At 64.3% G+C, this 19887-nt stretch carries 16 protein-coding genes and 1 pseudogene; 10 read left to right on the top strand and 7 right to left on the bottom strand.

Annotated features, from left to right (window positions below; all coding sequences use genetic code 11):
- Window positions 1-20: 20 nt before the first annotated feature.
- The gene (locus AB7C87_RS12110; protein ID WP_369729721.1) at window positions 21-1634 is read right to left on the bottom strand and encodes a heme ABC transporter ATP-binding protein; all 1614 of its coding nucleotides are present in this window, start codon (window positions 1632-1634) and stop codon (window positions 21-23) included.
- Entirely contained in the window at window positions 1631-2731 is a 1101-nt protein-coding gene (gene btuC / locus AB7C87_RS12105) for a vitamin B12 ABC transporter permease BtuC (protein WP_369729720.1), read from the bottom strand. The genes AB7C87_RS12110 and btuC overlap by 4 nt, the downstream gene beginning before the upstream one ends.
- Before the next feature lie 58 nt (window positions 2732-2789).
- On the opposite strand from btuC, the gene AB7C87_RS12100 reads away from it, so the two are divergent.
- The 5 genes and pseudogenes from AB7C87_RS12100 to AB7C87_RS12080 all read left to right on the top strand — a co-directional run.
- A complete protein-coding gene (locus AB7C87_RS12100) occupies window positions 2790-4070 on the top strand; it encodes a PGF-CTERM-anchored ABC transporter substrate-binding protein (RefSeq protein WP_369729719.1) in 1281 nt (426 codons plus the stop codon).
- Between the two features lie 120 nt (window positions 4071-4190).
- Complete coding sequence (gene srp19 / locus AB7C87_RS12095) at window positions 4191-4472, top strand: signal recognition particle subunit SRP19 (RefSeq protein WP_369729718.1); 282 nt, start codon at window positions 4191-4193, stop codon at window positions 4470-4472.
- The gene (locus AB7C87_RS12090; RefSeq protein WP_369729717.1) at window positions 4473-4730 is read left to right on the top strand and encodes an H/ACA ribonucleoprotein complex subunit GAR1; all 258 of its coding nucleotides are present in this window, start codon (window positions 4473-4475) and stop codon (window positions 4728-4730) included.
- A 99-nt stretch (window positions 4731-4829) separates the two neighbouring features.
- Window positions 4830-5909, top strand: a complete 1080-nt coding sequence (locus tag AB7C87_RS12085; RefSeq protein ID WP_369729716.1) for a presenilin family intramembrane aspartyl protease PSH — start codon at window positions 4830-4832, stop codon at window positions 5907-5909.
- 162 nt (window positions 5910-6071) lie between these two features.
- A pseudogene (locus AB7C87_RS12080) lies at window positions 6072-7772 on the top strand (CARDB domain-containing protein); the annotation flags it as partial.
- A 1171-nt stretch (window positions 7773-8943) separates the two neighbouring features.
- Here the strand turns inward: AB7C87_RS12080 and AB7C87_RS12075 are convergent.
- The 5 genes from AB7C87_RS12075 to AB7C87_RS12055 form a co-directional block, all read right to left on the bottom strand.
- Window positions 8944-9630 (bottom strand): DUF6517 family protein, encoded by a 687-nt coding sequence (locus AB7C87_RS12075; protein ID WP_369729715.1) that lies wholly within the window; start codon window positions 9628-9630, stop codon window positions 8944-8946.
- 114 nt (window positions 9631-9744) lie between these two features.
- Window positions 9745-11268 carry a cysteine--tRNA ligase gene (gene cysS / locus AB7C87_RS12070; RefSeq protein ID WP_369729714.1) on the bottom strand — a complete coding sequence of 508 codons (1524 nt, stop codon included), beginning with the start codon at window positions 11266-11268 and terminating at the stop codon, window positions 9745-9747.
- Window positions 11269-11441: 173 nt separating this feature from the next.
- Complete coding sequence (locus AB7C87_RS12065) at window positions 11442-12464, bottom strand: patatin-like phospholipase family protein (protein ID WP_369729734.1); 1023 nt, start codon at window positions 12462-12464, stop codon at window positions 11442-11444.
- A 46-nt stretch (window positions 12465-12510) separates the two neighbouring features.
- Window positions 12511-13374, bottom strand: a complete 864-nt coding sequence (locus AB7C87_RS12060; RefSeq protein WP_369729713.1) for an SDR family oxidoreductase — start codon at window positions 13372-13374, stop codon at window positions 12511-12513.
- A 34-nt stretch (window positions 13375-13408) separates the two neighbouring features.
- On the bottom strand, window positions 13409-13909 hold the full coding sequence (locus AB7C87_RS12055) for a DUF7523 family protein (RefSeq protein ID WP_369729712.1): 501 nt from the start codon (window positions 13907-13909) through the stop codon (window positions 13409-13411).
- Between the two features lie 140 nt (window positions 13910-14049).
- Here AB7C87_RS12055 and AB7C87_RS12050 point away from each other — a divergent pair, with 140 nt between their 5' ends.
- The 5 genes from AB7C87_RS12050 (at window position 14050) to AB7C87_RS12030 (ending at window position 18549) form a co-directional block, all read left to right on the top strand.
- A complete protein-coding gene (locus AB7C87_RS12050; RefSeq protein ID WP_369729711.1) occupies window positions 14050-14301 on the top strand; it encodes a BolA family protein in 252 nt (83 codons plus the stop codon).
- Between the two features lie 126 nt (window positions 14302-14427).
- The gene (locus AB7C87_RS12045; protein ID WP_369729710.1) at window positions 14428-14889 is read left to right on the top strand and encodes a PH domain-containing protein; all 462 of its coding nucleotides are present in this window, start codon (window positions 14428-14430) and stop codon (window positions 14887-14889) included.
- 1 nt (window position 14890) lies between these two features.
- A complete protein-coding gene (locus AB7C87_RS12040; RefSeq protein WP_369729709.1) occupies window positions 14891-16600 on the top strand; it encodes a PH domain-containing protein in 1710 nt (569 codons plus the stop codon).
- Window positions 16601-16671: 71 nt separating this feature from the next.
- On the top strand, window positions 16672-18084 hold the full coding sequence (locus tag AB7C87_RS12035; RefSeq protein WP_369729708.1) for a class II fumarate hydratase: 1413 nt from the start codon (window positions 16672-16674) through the stop codon (window positions 18082-18084).
- A gap of 231 nt (window positions 18085-18315) precedes the next feature.
- Complete coding sequence (locus AB7C87_RS12030; RefSeq protein ID WP_369729707.1) at window positions 18316-18549, top strand: transcriptional regulator; 234 nt, start codon at window positions 18316-18318, stop codon at window positions 18547-18549.
- Window positions 18550-19887 lie beyond the last annotated feature (1338 nt).

Below are 19887 nucleotides of genomic sequence, written 5' to 3'. Positions count from 1 at the left end.
CACCTCGAGACGGTGTTCGACTACTCGTTCGAGAGCCTGGAGTCGGAATCCGAACGCCGGTTACCGTCGGCTCCGCCTCCCGTCGATCGCTCTTCGAGCACCGTCTGAACCGCGTCGAGAACGGAGTCGACCGTCGCTTCCAGTGCGCGGTCCCGACACGATTCGTATCGGCGAAGCCGCGCACTCTCCTCCTCGTCACCGACGATGCGCTCGTCGGTGGGCCGGCGTTCTACGACGACGAGCGGGTCCGCGTTTTCGACCGTCTCGAGCACGTGGCGACTTCCCACATCGGGGCCGATCACCACGTCGGCGGCCACCGTGACGTCGGCCGCCTGGACCCGCTCCGCTAGTCTCGATCGAACCGCCCCAGACGGGGGCGAGAAGGGATCCGCCTCGAGGCAGTCGACTCCGAGATCCCGAGCGGCTTCGGCTGCGATTCCGCCCGCCGGAACCGGGCCGATCGAGACGGATAGCCCGTCGACGTCGAGGCGAGCGAGGACGCCTGCCGCCGTCGTTCCCGTACCCGCCACGTGAACTGCGGGGGCAGTCGACCCGTCGCCGCCGTCGGTTCGTCCGCGGCTGGCACCGGTCCCATCGATGTCGGTCACCTGCCGATCGGCCAGCGCGGTAACAGTCGGCGTTCCCGTGACCGGGTTCGGCGTGATCGTCGCGTTCGCACAGAACGCCTCCGCCAGCGCTTCGCGGGTCAACACGTCGGACGGTGAACCGTCTGCGTGGACGGCTCCACCGGCTACCATCACGAGTCGATCGCAGTACCGCGCCGCCAGGTCCAGGTCGTGGATCGCCGCGACGACCGTCCGACCGTCGTCGACGAGGTCGCGGACCAACTCGAGGGTTTCGACCTGGTGGTTGATATCCAGACTCGCCGTCGGTTCGTCCAGCAACAAGACCGGCGTCTCCTGTGCCACCGCACGCGCGAGGACGACTCGCTGGCGCTGGCCGCCGCTGATCTCGTCGATCGGCCGATCCGCGAGTTCGGCGGTTCGGGTCCGCTCGAGGGCGTCTTCGACTGCGAGCCGATCGTCGGCCGTCGGCGGAGAGAACCGCGACCGGTGGGGGTGTCGGCCCATCTCGACGACGTCGCGAACGGGGAACGAAAACGAAAGCGAAGTATCCTGGGGAACGACAGCAACGAGCCGACTCGACTCCCGCGAGGAGACGCCGTGGACGTCCACGTCGCCGATCTCGATCGAGCCCGCTGTCGGCTCGAGCGCGCCGCTTATCGCGCGCAACAGCGTCGTCTTCCCCGCTCCGTTCGGGCCGACGAAGCCGACGAATTCGCCGGGGGAAACGGAGAGGGAAACCTCCTCGAGCACCCGAAGATCGTCGAACGAAAGCGAGACGTCCTCCACGCTTATCTCCGCAGAGTTGGGGACGGGACGGCCCTCGTGGGGATCGGATGGAGGACGGACGTCTCCGAAGTCGGGTGCAAAGCGCTCGCCGTGGGGATCGGGTGCGTGAGGATCCTCGCCGTGGCCGCTCGAGCGCCCTCGTCTGACGCCCCGTTCGGACGCCGATTCGTTCGCGTCAGTTCGATCGAACGGCGATTCGTGGGCGTCCCGCTTGGATGGCGGTTCGTCCGCGTCAGTTCGGTCGAACGGTGACCCGGTCATACGGCGTGCACCTCCCGTCGAACGAGTAAGAAGAGGAAAAAGGGCGCGCCGAGTGCGGCCGTGACGATGCCGACCGGCACCTCTGCGGGTCCCGCTCGAGCGATCGTGTCGGTCGCGACCAGAAACGACGCGCCGGCCAGCGCGCTCGTCGGGAGCAGAATGCGGTGGTCGGGGCCGACGATCAGTCGCATGATGTGGGGGACGACGAGGCCGACGAAGCCGATGACGCCCGCGACCGCGACCCCCGCGGCGGTGACGAGACTCGAGAGCGCGAGCAAGAGGAGCTTGGTCCGTTCGACGTCCACGCCGAGGTGGTGGGCGTCCTCCTCGCCGAGTAAGAGGACGTTCAGGTCACGAGAGTACGCGAACAAGACGAAGACGCCGACGACCGTCACCGGGAGGGCGAACTGGACGTCACTCCACGTGCTGTTGTGGAGGTGTCCCATCATCCAGATCACGGCCTGGCGGAGGTCGTCGCCGCTGTGGACGAGCATGTACGAGATCATCGCGCCGAGAAAGGCCTGGACGGCGACGCCCGCGAGTAGGAGCGTCGCAACCGGCGTTTTCCCGCCGCTGGTCGCGATCGCGTAGACGAGAAAGGCGGTCGCGAGCGCGCCGACGAACGCCGAGAGGTGGAGGCTTCCGAACGGGACGAGCGCCGGAAACGCGATCGCCGCGACCGCCCCCGCGGCCGCGCCGGAGGAGACGCCAATGATCGAGGGGTCCGCGAGCGGGTTCCGGAAGAATCCCTGCATCACCGTCCCTGCGGCGGCGAGTGCGAAGCCGACGATCGCCGCGAGCACGATTCGGGGCAGGCGGATGGTGGCGACGATCGTCTGGTGGGTGTCGGGAACGTCGAACGAAAACACGGGGACGTACTCGAGACCCGGAATTGGAACCCGCCAGCCGACGAGCGGGACCGTCGCCGCGTTCCGGGTAACGACGTCGGTCGGGATCACGACCGCGTTGAGCATCGCTTTCCCAACGGTCACCGGATCGATCCTGACCGGGCCGAGTGCGGCGCTAACCACCGTCACACCGAGGAGGACGACGAGTAAGCCGACCGTCCAGGAAAGCGTTCGGGCCGGCGAGATCATACCCACAATCTCGGTTGCAGTAGCCAAATATTTGTTGAAGTGCGTGGTCGTACGCGTAATGAGCAAACTACGCACGACACTGCTCGCAGTGATGCTCGTCGTCGGAACGATCGCGCTGGCGACGGGCGCCGCGGTCGGTGCGGCCGTTCCGGCTTCGACCGGATCGACGGCGTCCGCGAGCGCGACTTCTGCTACTTCGACGTTCGCCGACTCGACGTCCGTTGCTTCGACGCCCACCGCCACGCAGGCGATCGACGCCGACTGCGACTACCCCCTCGAGCGAACCGACGCCCGAGGCGAGACGATCGAACTCGCGGACGAACCCGACGCAGTCGTCACCCTCTATCCGGGTGATGTGCAACTGGCCTATCAGATCGGCGCCGAAGACCGCGTCGTCGGGATGCCGATCGGTCCCTACACCGACGACCTCGAGACGGGCGACCGAACCGATATTACCGAAGACGACGGCGTGACGCCGGTCGCAGAGGAGATAGTCGCGCTCGATCCGGACGTCGTGCTCGCGGCGAACGTCGCCCTCGCGGACGAGCAACTCCTCGACCAGCTCGAGGACGCCGGAATTCCGGTGTACGTCCTCGACACCGCGACGTCGATCGACGACGTGCGCGAGAACGTCGCGGCGACCGGCGAGATAACCGGCGAGTGCGTCGGTGCCGAGGAGGCCGTCGACCGGATGGACGATCGCCTCGAGGTGATCGAAGGCGCCCTCGAGGACGAGGAGGAACCGCTCGCCTACTACGTCAGCGACGATCAGGGAACGACGCCCGGAACGGAGACGTTTCAACACGACGTGCTGACCGCGGCCGGCCTCGAGAACGTCGCCGAACGCGCCGACATCGAGGGATGGCAGGAGATCAGTCCAGAAGTCGTCGTCGACGAGGATCCCGAGTGGATCGTCTACCCCGACTGGACCGACGAACCGCCGATCGCCGAGAGCGTCGAGGAGACGACCGCCTACCAGGACGGGAACGTCGTCGCCGTCGACGACAACGCGATGAGCCAGCCGGCACCGGGGATCGTCGACGTGATCGTCAACCTCGTCGAGACGGTCCACCCCGACGTCTACGCCGATATCGAAGGCGACCTCGAGGCTATCGACGAGGAGTACGGGGACGACGTCGGAACCGACGGCGCCGACGCGGAGGAAACGTCCGACGACGATGCATCCGCCAGTGACGACTCCGACTCGAGTGACGATATCGAGGACGACGATGCCGAGGACGACGGCGACGGGACGTTCGCGATTCCAGGGTTCGGTGTCGCGACCGCGGTGATCGCGCTTCTCTCGTTCGCCGTCGTCCGTCGGTTCCGTCTGGACTGACCGGCCCGGACTGGGCCAATCTCCACTGGTCCACTGCTCGCCGCCGCCGGTCGAACCGTCGGCCGAAGCAGGCGTCCCGTTTTGAAAAGGGTTTACTCGTCGGCCTGCCGAGATGAACGCATGGTCGAGAACGTCATCTGGCCCGCCTATCTCGATGCAGAGCGCTCGCGAACCGAGGGACGACGCGTATCGGGGGATCTCGCGGTCGACGAACCGACGGTCGACGAGATCGCCAAGGCCGTCCAACAGATCGGGTACGACGCCACGATCGAACGCGACAAAGCCTACTCGAGGGAGCCGTGGGCCGAGCGCGGTCGCGTCGTCGTCCGAGGATCGGACGACTCCTCGAAGAACGATCTGGTCCAGGCCGTCGCGGCGTACGTCGTCGCGATGCGAGAGTAGATGCGTCGGGTTGGAACCGTCGTCCGTACGGCACAGGGACTCGCTGTCCTCCGAACGGACGACATGGACGGTCGGGAAAACGGCGACGACGCCGATCATCGGGAGACGATCGGCACGATGGTCCTCGACGACTCACTCGAGGAGGTCGGCCGCGTCGTCGACGTCTTCGGTCCCGTTTCCCGGCCCTACCTCGCGATGACTCCACACGACGACGTCCACCTGCCCGCGCTGGTCGGATCGACGCTGTACGCCAGGTGAACCGCCTCGGCTTGCCAGGCCAGTAGACGTCGTTCTTACTCTCCCCGCGACGAACTCGAGAAGAAAACACCCATAGGAACGGGGCCCAAACGCGGGGTAATGAACCATCGGACGCGGATTATCGCGGCCGTCGGGGTGACGCTGGTGCTCTTTCTCGGCGTCCAACTCGGCGCGCTCGCGTTGATCGAGCCGTTTCACGAGTCCGAACGTCAGGCCGTCGACAACCCAGATGATCCGACGAACAGCGTTCTTTACTTCGGAATTATCCTGGTCGCGACCGTCCTGATGCTCGCGGCGTTCAAGTACGACCTCCAGTGGATGATCCGCGCGCTGATCGTCGGCGTCAGCGTGATGCTCGCCTGGTTCGTCTTCACGGAACTCGTCCCGCCCGTGGTCACCGTCGGCCCAGCCAACGTTCTCGCCGTCCTCGCGGCGCTCGGGGTCGGGATCGCGTTACTTGCCTACCCAGAGTGGTACGTCATCGACCTCTCGGGGGTGTTGATGGGAGCCGGCGCGGCCGCACTGTTCGGTATCAGCTTCGGACTGCTCCCCGCGATCCTCTTGCTCTCGGTGCTCGCGATCTACGACGCCATCAGCGTCTACGGCACCGAGCACATGCTCGACCTCGCAGAGGGCGTGATGGACCTCAAGATCCCCGTCATCCTCATCGTCCCGATGTCGCTTTCGTACTCCTACCTCGCGGCGGGAACGACCGACGACGTCATCGAGGACGAATCCGAACGTAGCCAGGGTTCGGCCCCAGGGGCTACCGACGGCGGGGCCGACGACGAAGCGGTCCCGGCGAAATCCACTGAGGGCACCTCGAGCGGGTCCGACTCACAACACTCCGATGCCGACTCGGAGTCGGGTACGGACGACGGCGTCGACCGCGACGCGTTCTACATCGGACTCGGCGACGCCGTCATCCCATCGATACTCGTCGTCAGCGCCGCCTACTTCATCGACGTCGGCACCCTCGAGGTCCCGTGGATCGTGCTCAACCTGGCGGCGCTCGGCGCGCTGGTCGGAACCCTCGCGGGATTGCTCGTCCTCATGTACATGGTCGTCAAGGGGCGACCACACGCCGGCTTGCCACTCCTGAACGGCGGCGCGATCGGTGGCTACCTGATCGGCGCGACCGCAAGCGGCCTCTCGGTGCTCACCGCGCTCGGACTGTAGGCGGCGTCTATCGGGTCCGAAATAGTTCTCCACGCGTAACCGGTTCCGAGCCGTGATCTTCACGTATTTGTAAATATGTCACATCACAAATAAATTTGTGGTAAATACAGTCTCTGAGAGCGTCCGATACACGAAGGTAGCGGAATCGAAAATATTGTATCTGTGACTGATTCGAACGAATTCGAGGATCGACACTCGAGACGCGATGTGCTTTCCGGCGTCTCGTCGGCCGGCCTGATAGCCGGATTAGCCTGGGGTGGGTCGAGGACACTGAACGGGGACGGGGTCGAACCTGCGGAGCCGAAGACGGGACAACAACCGCCGCCGAGAATCTCACTGAGTCCACCGACGCCCGGCGAGACGGCGACGTACACGATCACGATCGAGAACGTCGCCGCGAGAGGCGGCGCGTCGGCCGTCGATCAGGTCGTCATCGACGCGTCGGGATCGGGAATCAGTTTCAACGCCGTCCAGCCGACGGACATCACGCTGATCAGAAACCCCCAGACGGCACCGACGCCGCTCGTGGTCACCCAGACGCGAACGAGGCTCGCGGGTGAACGACCGACGATCGGCGTGAGCCGCGCATCGGGACAGCCTCGCGTCTCCGAAGGAGATACCCTCCAGATCCGCATCCCTGGTGTTCGAAACCCGCCGACTGGGGGCCAGTCCCCGGTCCTCGTCCAGCTCAACGAACTGGCGACCGGCCAGCAGGCCGGGTTGCTCGACTCCCGGGCGACGCAGTTTACCATCGCGCCGGCGACCGGGACGATCGCCGGAACGGTCGCCGACCCGGCCGGAACGCCGGTTCTCGAGACGGTGACGGTCGCCGACGCGGACGGCGCCGTTCTCGGGACGGCCGAACCCGACGTTACGGGATCGTTCGTCGTCGAGGAGGTGGCGCCGGACACCGACGACCTCACGATTACAGCACCCGAATTCGAGCCGGGGACGATCCCCGATGTCACGGTGGAGGCCGACGAAATCGTCACCGTCGACGCCGAACTCGAGGCGATCCCCTCGGAACTCGAGGCCGACATCGTCGACGTGGAGACGACGGTCCCGGTCGACGGCGAGCTCGAGGCAGACGTCACGATCACCAACCGCGGCGACGAACCTGTAACCGAGGCGGTGACGTACGAACTCGTCGAGGCCGACGGCGACGTGGTGGCGACCGAGACCGAGGAACTCGCGCTCGCGCCGAACGAGTCGGTGCCGACCGACGTGGCGTTCGACACAGAGGAACTCGACGTCGAACCGGGCGAGTACTCGGTTCGCGTCTCGACGCCGGACGACGTCGTCGCCGAGTTCGTCACCGTCGTGGACGAGCCGTTCGACGTCGAGATCGTCGACTCGGACGACGTCGTCGAGCGCGGGGAAGTGGCCACCATCGTCGCCGAGGTCGAAAACGAGGGTACCGAATCCGAGACCCAACACGTCGACTTCCTCGTCGACGGCGAACTCGTCGACACGGACTCCGTCACACTCGAGCCGGGCGAAACCGAAGAAGTCCCGCTGGAACTGGCGACGATCGACGTCGAGCCCGGCGTCGTCGCCGTCGAGGCGGTGGTCGACGGCAAGAGCGACGCGACGGTGGTGACGGTCGACGAACCCGCCGCGTTCGACGTCGAGTTGCCCGATCTCCCGGACCCGGTCGAGGTCGGCGAACTGCTCGAGGTGCCCGTCGCCGTGACGAACCTCGGCGACGTCGCGGGGACCGACGTCGTCCAACTCGCCGTCGACGACGTCGTGGTTGCAACCGAGACGGTGACGCTCGAGCCGGGGGCAACGGACGAAATCGTCCTCGAGTGGACACCCGACGTCGAGCCAGGCGTCTACGAGTTGGGCGTCACACTCGACGGCCAGGTCGACGTGATGGACCCGCTCGACCCGACCGAGCCGGTCGAGGGCGTTCCGGTGACGATCGTCGGCCCGGGAGAGTTCGCTGCCGACGTCCTCGAGGCGGAAGCAGAGACGGACGTGACCGTCGTCGCCGAGGTGACGAACGAGGGGCCGGTCGCGGAGGCCCAGCAAGTGGCCCTGATCGTCGAGGAGACTGTCGTCGACGCGGAGACGGCGACACTCGATCCGGGGGAAACGGACGAACTCCCCCTCGACTGGCCGGTCGACGTCGAACCCGGTACGTACGAACTCGCCGTCTCGTCGGCCGACGACGAGGCTTCGCTCACGATCGACGTACTCGTGTCTCCGGTCGACGTCTTCGATCCGGCGACACCCATCGCAGTCGACGAACCGGTCGCGGTCCCCGTCGGGGCGACGAACGTCGGCGACGTCACGATCGCGGCCGACGCGTTCTTACTCGTCGACGGAGCGATCGTCGATTCGGAACCCGTCGAACTCGCGCCTGGTGAAGCTGCCATCGAGACCCTGACGTGGACTCCGACGGAGGCCGACGTCGGCGCACTCGACCTGGCGGTAGCTACCCGAGACGCGGTCGATGGGACGACCATCGACATCGTCGGCGACGGGGAGTTCGACGTTGCGATCACCGAGGCACCCGACGAGATCGAACCTGGCGAGACGATCCGTCTGAGTGCAACCGCCACGAACGTCGGCCCCGTCACCGAGACCCAACGGCTCGCGCTCGTCGTCGACGACCGCATCGCTCACTCTCGGACGATCACGCTCGAACCCGGCGAATCCGCGGAGGCTGTCTTCGAGTGGCCAACACCCGTCGAATCCGGTACGTACGCCCTCGAGATCAGATCGGCCGACGCCCGCGACCCGGTCGTCGTCGACGTTCTCGAGCCCGCTACGTTCGATGTCGATATTCGCGAGATCGAGACACGGGCGGGTCGTCTCGAGGTAACTGGCGAGGTGAGAAACGTCGGTGACGTCGTCGCCAGCCGCACGATCGTGCTCGCGGTCGACGATAGCGGTGTACTCGCCCGACCCGTTACCATCGCACCGGGGAAGGCACGTCGTGTGACGCTGTCGACGCCGATCCATCAGAAGCCGCGTCTGGCAACGATCGACCTCGAAGCCGTCTCCCCCCGTCCGCCCCATCGGTTTTTCACCCGTCCACAATCTCCACGTCCACGCCGGCCCCGTGCTCGATACCTTCGATCATCGTATCGACGCGGTCAGTCTCGGCGTCCACGTCGAGTATCGGGACGTCCGGGAACGCGCCAGTGATCACGAAGTGATCCCCGTCGCGATCGGGCTGTGAGATATCGACGATCACGTCGACGTCGTCGATCCCCTGAAACGCCGCCTCGCCCTCGAACGTCTCGACCGTGGTCGTCCCCCCGAGCATCTCGAGGGAGCGACGCGCCGTCGACTCGGGATCGATCTCGAGTTCCTCGTACTGGTTCTGGACTCGTCCGACGATCTGTCCGGGAGTTAGCTCCCCGATCGGGTTGAACTGTTCGTCGCCGATCGAAACCTGCGGGGTCGTAAGGACGGCGAAGATCCCCGCTTCGGTCTCGTCCTGATCGAATATATCGAGGGGAACCTCGATCGTTCGGCGGTAGGTACTGACGTAGTTTTTTGTCTGGACGAAGCCTCGGGCGACGTCGTGTTCGCGGACCACCTCTCGGGTACCTTGATACTCGTATCCAGTCTCTGCCGTCGATTCCTGGGAGACGACGGCGGGGGAGGCTGAAAACGTAGAAATCTCCTCGAGGGTCTCCTCGAGACACCCTGCCGTCGCACCGAGACAACACGTCGCGACCGTCGCGACGAACAGCCGCCGATCCATAGACGGGCGACCACAGATCGGTGCATAAGTACCGACCCCACATTCAGCCGCCGACGAACGGTAAGCACACGTTCCCGTGAGTATACGGACCGGTTACCGGTTTTCTACGATCCGTTACTCTCCCGAGGAAAGCCGGTAGCTCGGTCCCTCGTCGGTGTCCTGGATCTCGATTCCCAATCGCTCGAGTTCGTCTCGCAACTCGTCGGCGCGTTCGTAGTTTCCGTCCCCGCGTTCGCGTTCGCGAACGTCGAGGACGAGTTCGACGACATCTCCCGCCAGATCCGCCGTGCCGGTCGTCTCGCCGACGAACGAGAGACCGAGCACGTCGCCGAGTTCCTCGAGGCTCTCGACCGCGCGTCGAAGGCCGCGGTAGTCGTACCCGCTCTCCGCCTCGTTGTCTCTTACGGTGTCGGCCGACTCCGCTACGTGGCGGTTGATCGCCGTCGCGATCGAGAGCAACGCCGATTGCGCCTCACGCGTGTTGAAGTCGTCGTTCATCGCAGTCGTGAACGTCTCACGAGCCTCGTCGACGGTCGCTCGAAGCTCCTCATCATCGAGTTTGGTCCGCGCCGCCGGCGAATCCAGCGCCTCGACGGCCGAGTCGTAGGCCCGCTCGAGGCGCTCCCACCGTTCCTCGGCTTCGGCGATCGTCTCGTCGGAGTAGAGCTGTTTGCTGTTGTACGAACCCGCTGTCAGGAACGTCCGGAGAACGTTCGTCCCCCACTGTTCGACCGCGTCGTCGACGGTAACGAAATTACCAAGGCTCGAGGACATCTTCTCGTCGTCCATCTGGAACAGTTCGCAGTGAAGCCAGTAGTTCGCGAACACCTGGCCGGTCGCGGCCTCGGACTGGGCGATCTCGTTTTCGTGGTGGGGGAAAACGAGGTCCCGCCCGCCGACGTGGAGGTCGAGCGTCTCCCCGAGGTGGGTCATGCTCATCGCCGAGCACTCGATGTGCCAGCCCGGTCGCCCCTCTCGCCAGGGAGAGTCCCACGTCTGGGCTGTCGTGTGGGCACACTCGAAATTGACGCCGTCGTGTCGGTGCTCGAGAACCGCGTGCTCGTCGACGCCGCCGGCCTTCCAGAGCGCGAAGTCCGCCGGGTGGCGTTTCTCCGTGCGCTCGTCGGGGTCGCCCTGGGATTCGATCTCTTCGAGTTCCTGGTTCGAGAGCTTACCGTACTCGTCGAACTGGGTCACGTCGAAGTAGACCGAGCCGTTCGACTCGTAGGCGTAACCCTTCTCCATCAAGGTCTCGACGAGGTCGACGATCTCGGGGACGTGTTCTGAGACGCGCGGATAGACCTCCGCCCGAAGAAGGTTGAGCGATCGCATGTCTACGAGCGTGCGCTCGATGTACGTCCGTGCAACCTCCGCTTCGTCCTCGCCGAGGTCGTCCTCGCCGACGCGGGCGACGATCTTCTCATTTATGTCGGTGAAATTCTCGACGTGACGAACGTCGTAGCCGAGATACTCGAGCCACCGGTGCATGACGTCGACGTGGACCCACGAGCGTGCGTGGCCCAGGTGGGGCGGGTCGGAGACCGTCAGGCCACAGTAGTAGAGTAAAACGTTATCGGGGTCCTGTGGCTCGAACGGCTCCGTCTCGCCCGTCAACGTGTTCGTCACGTGTAGGGTCATTACACTCACTTTCCCCGGACGAAAGTTAAAGCGTGTGATGGCACCCGGCGCACGCGAATCTCCCTTTCCTCGATCCGCTTTTGATCCCGGTCGTTCCGCAGCTGAAACCCCCGACTCGAGGTCGCCGGTGAGACCGCTTCCGACCCGGGCGCCAGCGACGCCGTTCGTCTCGGTTAGTCACTCGAATCGCGATCCGCGAGAAACGCCGTCGCCTCCGTCTCACCGCGTTCCACCAGCTCCTCGAGGAACCGGGGGCTCCGATCGAGTTTACTCGCATAGTGGTATCCCTCGAGTTGGATCCGCCGGACGTCGGTTTTCGTGTACTCCGGGTGATCGAAGTGGCCGCCTTCGATCCACTCGTTGATCCGTTCGATCATCCGCAACTCCTGGTTCAACGAAATGTTGCCGCCGAGTTCGTTTCGCCGGTCGCTGATGTCGGAGAGTCGGGTCGGCACGTCCTCCCTGTGTTGTGGGTTAATCTGGATCACCCACAGCTCCTCCGGCGTCCGGTCTCCGGGGACGGACATGAGGTCCTTGACGGGCGGATTCTGCGAGAACAACCCGTCCCAGTACTGGTCGCCGTCGATGTCGACGGCCTCGAACAGCGTCGGGATCGCCGCCGACGCCAACACGGCGTCGGTCGTCACTGCCTCGTTGGTGAACGTCTCGAAGGTGCCGTCGGTGACGTTGACCGTCCCGACGACGAGCTCGGGCTCCTCGTACGCACAGAGGTCGGGAATCTCCTCGAACGCGACGTGGCGCTCGAGCGCGTCGGCGATCCGCGCCTGTCCCCAGTCGGCGGCCGGGGAGTGGTACGGACTGACGCCCGGAACGGGTCCGCCTTCGCTCTGAAAGCGTGAGTACACTGAGACCCAACTGTTGACCATTCGGTCGTGGTAGCTCTCCGCCGCGAGGTCGTCCCAGATCCCCTCGAGTATCTCGATCGCCCGCCGTTCGTCGGCGGTGACTAGGCCGTACCAGACCGCGAGGGCGTTGAACGCGCCGCCGGACGTGCCGCTGATACCGACCAGTTCGTACTCCTCGGCCCAGTCGAGTTCACTCAGCAGCGTTCGAAGGACACCGGTGGTAAACGCCGTGTGGCTCCCGCCACCTTGACACGCGATCGCCACCTGTGTCCGTTCGTCACCCGTCGTTTCCAGTTCGTCACCCGTCGTTGTTCGATCGTCGTCCCTCATCGTCCCCTCCTCGGAATCAGTCGCTCGTTCGTCTCTCATCGATCGTTCACTCGTAGGTCGTCGTGTAACCGCCGTCGAACAGGAGATCGGCGCCATTTAGATGGCTCGCGTACTCGGAGAAGCCGAACACGAACAAGTTCGCGACGTCGGCCGGCGTCATCATCTCCTTCGTTCTGGCCGGCCCGAGCATCACCTCCTCCAAGACTTTCCGTTCGGAGAGGCCCCGGTTCGACGCCGAATCCGCGATCTGATCGGCCATCAGTGGAGTCAGCACGTAGCCGACGCTGACGCTGAAGCTCCGAACGTCGCCCATGCCCTCGGCGGCGATCGACTTCGTCAGGCCGTTGATCGCATGTTTGGCCGTAATGTACGCCGCCTTGTCGGTCGTGGCGTAGTGGCCGTGGACCGACGACATGTTCGCGATGGCTCCCGTCCCGTCGCCGCTTTCCGCGATGTGGTCCATCGCGTGTTTGGCGAGCAGGAACGGTGCCCTGACCATTACCAACTGTAACAGATCGAACTGCTCTATCGGGAACGAGCGAATCGGACTGATATGCTGGAGTCCAGCGACGTTGGCGACGAACGAGAGATCGCCCTCCTCGGCCGCGGCTTCCACGACCGCCTCGACGTCCCCATCGTCGGTCAGATCCGTTGGAACCGACAGGTAGCGCCCGTCGTGATCGAACGAATCGACGAGATCCGCGGTCTCCTCGAGTCCATCCTCGTCGACGTCGGCACCGACGACGGTCAGCCCGTTCATCGCGAGGGCGGTCGACAAGGACCGCCCGATACCCGAGGCCGCTCCGGTCACGACGGCGACCGTCTCGGGACCGAAGCTCGGATCGTCGAGAACTAAAAAATCGTTCGCAGTTGGAGCCGGCGGTTCGAGATCGTGAGTCGACGGTGACATCTCGAACGAACGATCGATACCGATGCAAATAAATTCAGCGCGTCGGTCGGTCGATCGAATTATCGAGCGCTCGTTCGACGGCTCGAAGGGCGTTCGCTCCCTCGAGTCGGTCGACGACGACGAGCACCGTCTCGCCACCGACGGCCGCCGTCGTCGGATCGATCCCCTCGAGTGTGAGACGCTGGAGTGTTTCTCCGAGCGCCGCCGCGTCGACGTCCCCGGTGGCGACGATTGCGGTCCGGTCGCCGCCGTCCGCCCCCAGGGAGACGCCACCGACGGAGACGAGCGCGTCCTCGGTTTCTGGGTCGACGGGCCCGATGCCGCTTTCCATCCGAACCCGCACGTCCCGCCTCGACGTCTCGTACGCCGGGAGTTCGGACGAGTATCGTCGGAGGGCCGTCGCGATCGCGTCCGTCTCGCCGTCGACCTCGAGAAACCGGGCAGCGGCGGTGTAGTTGACGACGCCGGCACGAAGCGCCGCGACGAGAAACGGGTGCTCGTCGACGGCGCGCCGAGTTGCTGCTGCCAGTGACATGCTCACCAGCGGGGGCTACGATACTATAAAATCGATGCCCACGTTCCGAACGAGAGGAGAGCCAAGCGGGATACCGCCTCGGGTGTGGTCGACGCGGACGGACCGCGGCGCTTTTGCCGCGAGCGCACGTTCGATCCCGTATGAAACCCGACGACGTCGAAGCACTCATCGAGGCGGAACTCGAGGACGCCGACGCAACCGTCACACACGCCCGCGACGAACACGACGACGACCACCTCGCGGCGACTGTCGTCTCGCCCGAATTCGAGGGACTCCCCCTGGTCCAGCAACACCAGACCGTGTACGACGCTCTCGACGGTCACATGACGACGGATATCCACGCGCTCGAGCTTTCGACGTACACTCCCGAGGAGTACGAGGAGAGGACATAGCCGGTGACTCGTTCGCACGGCGTTTCGACCGGAACCGTCAAACCGTCGCTCCCGCCCGGTGGTTTCCCCCTCTCACCGCTGGAGAGGAACCGCAGGTTTATCCTGAGTTGCTGATACGATACTTGTATGGAATCGCTTCATCCGCGGATCCGGCTACTCTGGATCGCACAGTGGGTGATCACGGTGGTCGTCGTCGGCGTGGTCATCGCCGCCGTGGACCGACTGTTCGTCGACGTCCCGTCGGTCGCTCTGTGGGGTGTCGTCGTCGCCGGAATCGCGATCGCGGTCGGTTACGCGATCCGTCTCTATCAGGTCTGGCGGTTCGAACTCCAGTCCGACGCACTCTATCTCGAGCGCGGCGTGGTTACGTTCGTCGAGACCGCGGTCCCCTTCGTGCGCGTCCAACACGTCGACACCCAGTTCGGTCCAATCGAGCGGGTTCTCGGGCTCTCGAGCGTGGTCGTCTACACCGCGGGATCCCGAAATGCGGACGTCCGAATTCCCGGGCTCACGCCCGGTCGTGCGCGCGAGTTACAGGATACGCTCCGCGAGCTCGCCGTCGAGAGCGAGGCCGACGACGCCGTCTAACATGAACCGACTCCATCCATTCAGCGCGGTGACGATGGCGCTCCAGCAGGCCGTCACGTGGGTGACAATCCCGTTCTTTCTCGTCGTCTTCCTCTCCGGGGTCGTCGACAGCGTCGAGTACTCCTGGGTGTTCGTGATCGTCCCGCTCGGCCTGACCGTCGGCGTCTCCTACGCCCTCGCGTACTACTACCGCTTCGAGTACGGCATCACGCCCGACACGTTCGACGTTCGTTCGGGCGTCCTCTCCCGGCGATCCCGCGAGATTCCCTACGGGCGGATTCAGAACGTCGACGTCGCTCGCGGCGTCCTCCAGCGGTTGTTGGGTCTCGCCGTCGTCTCCATCGAAACTGCGGGAGGCGGAAACACCGAGGCGACCCTCCGGTTCGTCAGCGAGAGCGAAGCGAACCGGCTTCAACACCAGATCCGGCGACGTACCGCCGAGGCGAAAGAGCGCCGACGTCAGCGAGCGAACGCCGACGCGAACGCGGTCGAATCCGACGAGTCGTCGCTGACAGACGAATCGGCCGTGGGGACGTCAGATGAAATGCCGACGTCGGGTGCCGATCCCGAACGCGCCGACGCGAAACCGGCGGACGAATTCGATCTGCAGACGGACGAATCCGATATCGGGGCGTACGAATCCCGCCGTCAGCGGCTGTTCGACCTCGAGTCGAAAGAGCTCCTGTTGTACTCGTTTACGTCTTTCCGACCCGCGGCGGTCGCCGCGGTGTTGTTCGTGTTCTTCCTCGCGACGGAAACCATCCTCGAGTTCCTCGTCACGATCTCTCAACCCGTCGGCGGCCCCGCCGATCTCGACGACGGGACGACCGGCAGTTACGGCGTGCTCACGATCGTCTCGATGATCAACGGCCTCGTGATCACCTACGTGTTGAGCGTGGCGTACACGTTCGCGACGTACTACGACTTCCGGCTCGGACGGGTCGACGAGGACTTCGTCTACGAACGGGGTTTGCTCCAGCGTTACAGCGGGTCGATCCCGGCCGAGAAAGTCCAGTCGGTGACCGTCACCGCCAATCCGGTCCAGCGGTTGATCGAATACGCGGGTCTGTGGGTCGAAACCGCGGGGTACGGTCCCGACAGCGGATCGGGAAGCCAGTCGGCCGTTCCGCTGGCCCATCGAAGACGGGTATACACCTTTACCGAAAACCTCACCGGCGTCGAGCGGCCGAGATTCCACAAACCGCCAACCATCGCCCGGCGCCGGTATCTGGTCCGCTACTCGTTGATCGCGGCGGCCATCGTCGCGGTCGCGTTCGGACTCGCATGGGTCACCCCTCTCGAGCGCTGGTACCTCGCCGCGGTCGCCTTCCTCGTGGTTCCACCCGCCGCCCACCTTCGATACGCGAACCTGGGCTATTTCGTCGGCGAGGAACACCTCGTCGTTCGACGCGGATTTTGGCGACGGCGGACGACCGTCATCCCGTACTACCGAATCCAGACCGTCTCGACGCGACGGTCGATCTTCCAGCGTCGTCTCGGTCTCGCCTCGCTCGTGGTCGACACCGCGAGTTCGCGTACGTTTTACTGGGCGACGCCCACTATCTACGATATCGACCTCGAGGACGCTCGAGACATCCACGGAGCCGGTCGAAAGCGCTTGCAGTCGGCGCTTCGGGAACGAGCGAAAGCGGACGACGTCGGCCTCTCCGTTGATTTCACCCGAACTCCTGACGGACGCTCACGCGCCTAGCGACGGGAAGTGTCGGCGCGCCACCGGGCCGTTTCGGTGGATTTTACCCCGCCGGCCGTGACCCTCCGCGCATGGACGAAGACGATTATCGAATCGAAGCGGACAGCCTCGGTGAGATGCGGGTTCCAGCGGATGCCTACTGGGGAGCCCAGACCCAGCGTGCCGTCGAGAACTTCCCGATTTCGGGGATCGCGTTCGGCCGACGGTTCGTTCGCGCACTCGGCGTCGTCAAGAAGGCGGCCGCGCAGGCGAACCGCGATCTGGATCTCGTCGACGACGACGTTGCCGACGCGATCGTCGAGGCCGCCGACGAGGTCATCGCCGGCAAACACGACGACCAGTTCCCCGTCGACGTTTTCCAGACCGGCTCCGGCACATCCTCGAACATGAACGCAAACGAAGTTATCGCCAACCGCGCCGCCGAGATCATGGGCGCCGACATCGGCGACCGCGTCGTCCACCCCAACGACCACGTTAACTACGGTCAGTCGTCGAACGACGTCATCCCGACCGCGATGCACGTCGCTTCGCTCGAGGCCATCGAGAAAGACGTCATCCCTGCCCTCGACACGCTCCGTGAGGCGCTCGAGGAGAAAGAGGAGGAGTTCGACGACGTCGTCAAAACGGGCCGTACGCACCTCCAAGACGCGACGCCCGTCACGCTCGGCCAGGAGTTCGGTGGGTACCGCACGCAGGTCGAAAAGGGGCTCTCTCGAGTCGACAAAGTTCGCGAACACCTCGCGGAGCTCGCACTCGGCGGCACCGCGACTGGCACCGGACTCAATACCCACGAGGAGTTCCCCGGCCGAGCCGCCGAGTACATCACCAAAGAGACCGGCGTCCAGTTCCGCGAGGCCGACGATCACTTCGAAGCGCAGGCGGCCCACGACGCGATGTCCGAAGCCCACGGCGCGCTCCGCGTCGTCGCCGGCTCGCTCAACAAGATCGCAAACGACCTCCGACTGCTCGCCTCGGGGCCGCGAAACGGGCTCGGCGAGATCGAACAGCCCGAAAATCAGCCGGGATCGTCGATCATGCCCGGGAAGATCAACCCCGTCGTCGCCGAAGCCGTCAACCAGGTTCACAAGCAGGTCGTCGGCAACGACGCCGCAGTTTCTGCTGGCGCCGCCGAGGGACAGATCGACCTCAACCTCTACAAGCCCGTCCTGGCGCACAACTTCCTCCAGTCCGCGGAACTGATCGCCAACTCGAGTACCGTCTTCGCCGATCGGTTCGTTCGCCCGCTCGAGGCAAACCGCGACTACTGTGCCGACGCGGTCGAACAGTCGATGGCGCTGGCGACGTCGCTCAACGTCCACATCGGCTACGACAAGGCAAGCGAGGTCGCCAAGACGGCACTCAAAGAGGACAAGACGGTTCGCGAAGTCGTTCTCGAGAAAGAGTACCTCGACGAGGAGGAGGCCGACGAAGTGCTCGACCCCGCGAAGATGACCGAACGCGGAATCCTCGGCCGCGACGAGTAGACTCCGGACCCTCATAACCTTCTAAATCTGTCATAGTGCGTCGACGATAACCGGACGGGTTCGATCCGGCGGGACCTGACACGGATCGAAACGTCTACTCCAGTCCGAGTTCGTGCTCGTGATTTCTCAGACGGTCATAACTGAATCGCCGTAGCAGGTCCAGATCGCCGACATTCCCGGCGGAATAAACAAACCCAAGCAGTTTTGGGGGATGCTGGCGTCAGACCAAATATGCACACTTGTCGCAACTGCAACCAGTCGTTTCAAACCGAGCTGGCACTCGAGTTACACCGGGATACGTGTAAGAAGGGACAACTGTTCTGCCAGGTCTGTGGCGACAGATTCCGCGAACGGGATGCGACCCAGGACGGGTGGCACTACGATTGCCCGAACGAGGACTGCGAGGGGGAAGGGCTACAGGAGGATCTGTATCACGTAGACGACGTTCGAACGGCGACACACTGATCTTACTCGCGGTTTTCTCGGCTCTGTGTTCGACAGGTGAAGCACGCTCGAGGCCGGGAGCGAATCCCGGTTTGTGGCTGAACACCAACTCAACTCGGTCGCGGACGTAATCTGGAGGCCGGCATCAGGCTACAACAGACGAAATTCGTGGGGTCGCTCGAGCATCGAATTACGGTTCGTCAACTGCTGGATCTCGACGGAGAGATGCCAACGAGGTCGCGTTCGAATTGGCCTTGGTAACCCAACCGAGTATTCTCGACGTGACAGTACCGGGCCCGTTGTATAGATATAGCACTACTTGGTTTATGTGTGGGATTTCACTGCTCGAGACGACCACGTCTCGAAGCGATGGCCACTATGAGAAGCAACGACTATCGCTAACCAACCCGCGACTCGTCAGTCAACCACTTCGCGACCCGACCGCGGACCACTCGGTCCGTCACGCCGCCCGGCTGTCGCCCATTCGGGACGTTCGCTCGATGTACTCACACACCGACTTCGTCAACGACGAGTGATGACGGTCGATAAATCTCCCTAGGGTTGACCTCCTCTACGCCCTGAAGGACGTGGAATCCGACCATCGGATTTCCGCCGAGCGTGGCGTTCGAGGTTCCAACCCGCACTCAAGGGGAACCGGCAGCATCTCGGAAGACACAGTCTTCCGACGGTCCGCGAGAGCTTGCTCTCGCTTGATACCGGCGAAACTCTCGTTTTCTCCCCTGTGTAGGGCTGTGGCCCGGTCAAACAGGCCCCATCGGAATCCGTGTCATCGCCGTACGAACCACCGCTGGTTCGCCACCCCTTGTGGTTCGGGGCCGGCATCTCACCAATTCCGTAGCATTCCGTGCTACACGGGGCCATACAAAACTTTATCAGGACCGCGCTGTGGTCTCCCCCTGAAACCGTTTGGACGGGCCGTCAGTGAAACGCGTTCGTAGATACGAACGTTTCCCAGGTCTCGAGTCGGGGCGCTCTCTCCCCTCGAGTCAAGCTACGCTATCGGAACCACTGGCCAGTGCATCCCCGATCGCCAGCGGCCGTGCGATCGTCTCTAGATCGCCGTAGTCGCTACTTGTCTTCTCGAGTCCACACAGTCGCTGTACGGTCCGTGTGATAGCGTTGGTCGCCTTTTCCCACTTTTCCACCAATGGCGCCTCGAGGCGCTTGTGCGGCCGTAGACGGCCGGGGAAGTCACACCGGCGCCACCGTTTCAGTTACCCGCGATTCGGAAACGACCGACTGAACCTCGGGCATCCCCTCGTCAATCAACCCTCGCCGTCTGGGCCATGGTCTCACAAGCGGAGAATCGACGCACTCGCTTCGTCGAAGTACGCCGGC

Source organism: Natrarchaeobius versutus (genome assembly GCF_041205745.1).
In the GTDB taxonomy this organism is placed as follows: domain Archaea; phylum Halobacteriota; class Halobacteria; order Halobacteriales; family Natrialbaceae; genus Natrarchaeobius; species Natrarchaeobius versutus.
Note: the sequence above shows the minus strand (reverse complement) of the source record. Positions and strands in the feature narration are given on the sequence as shown.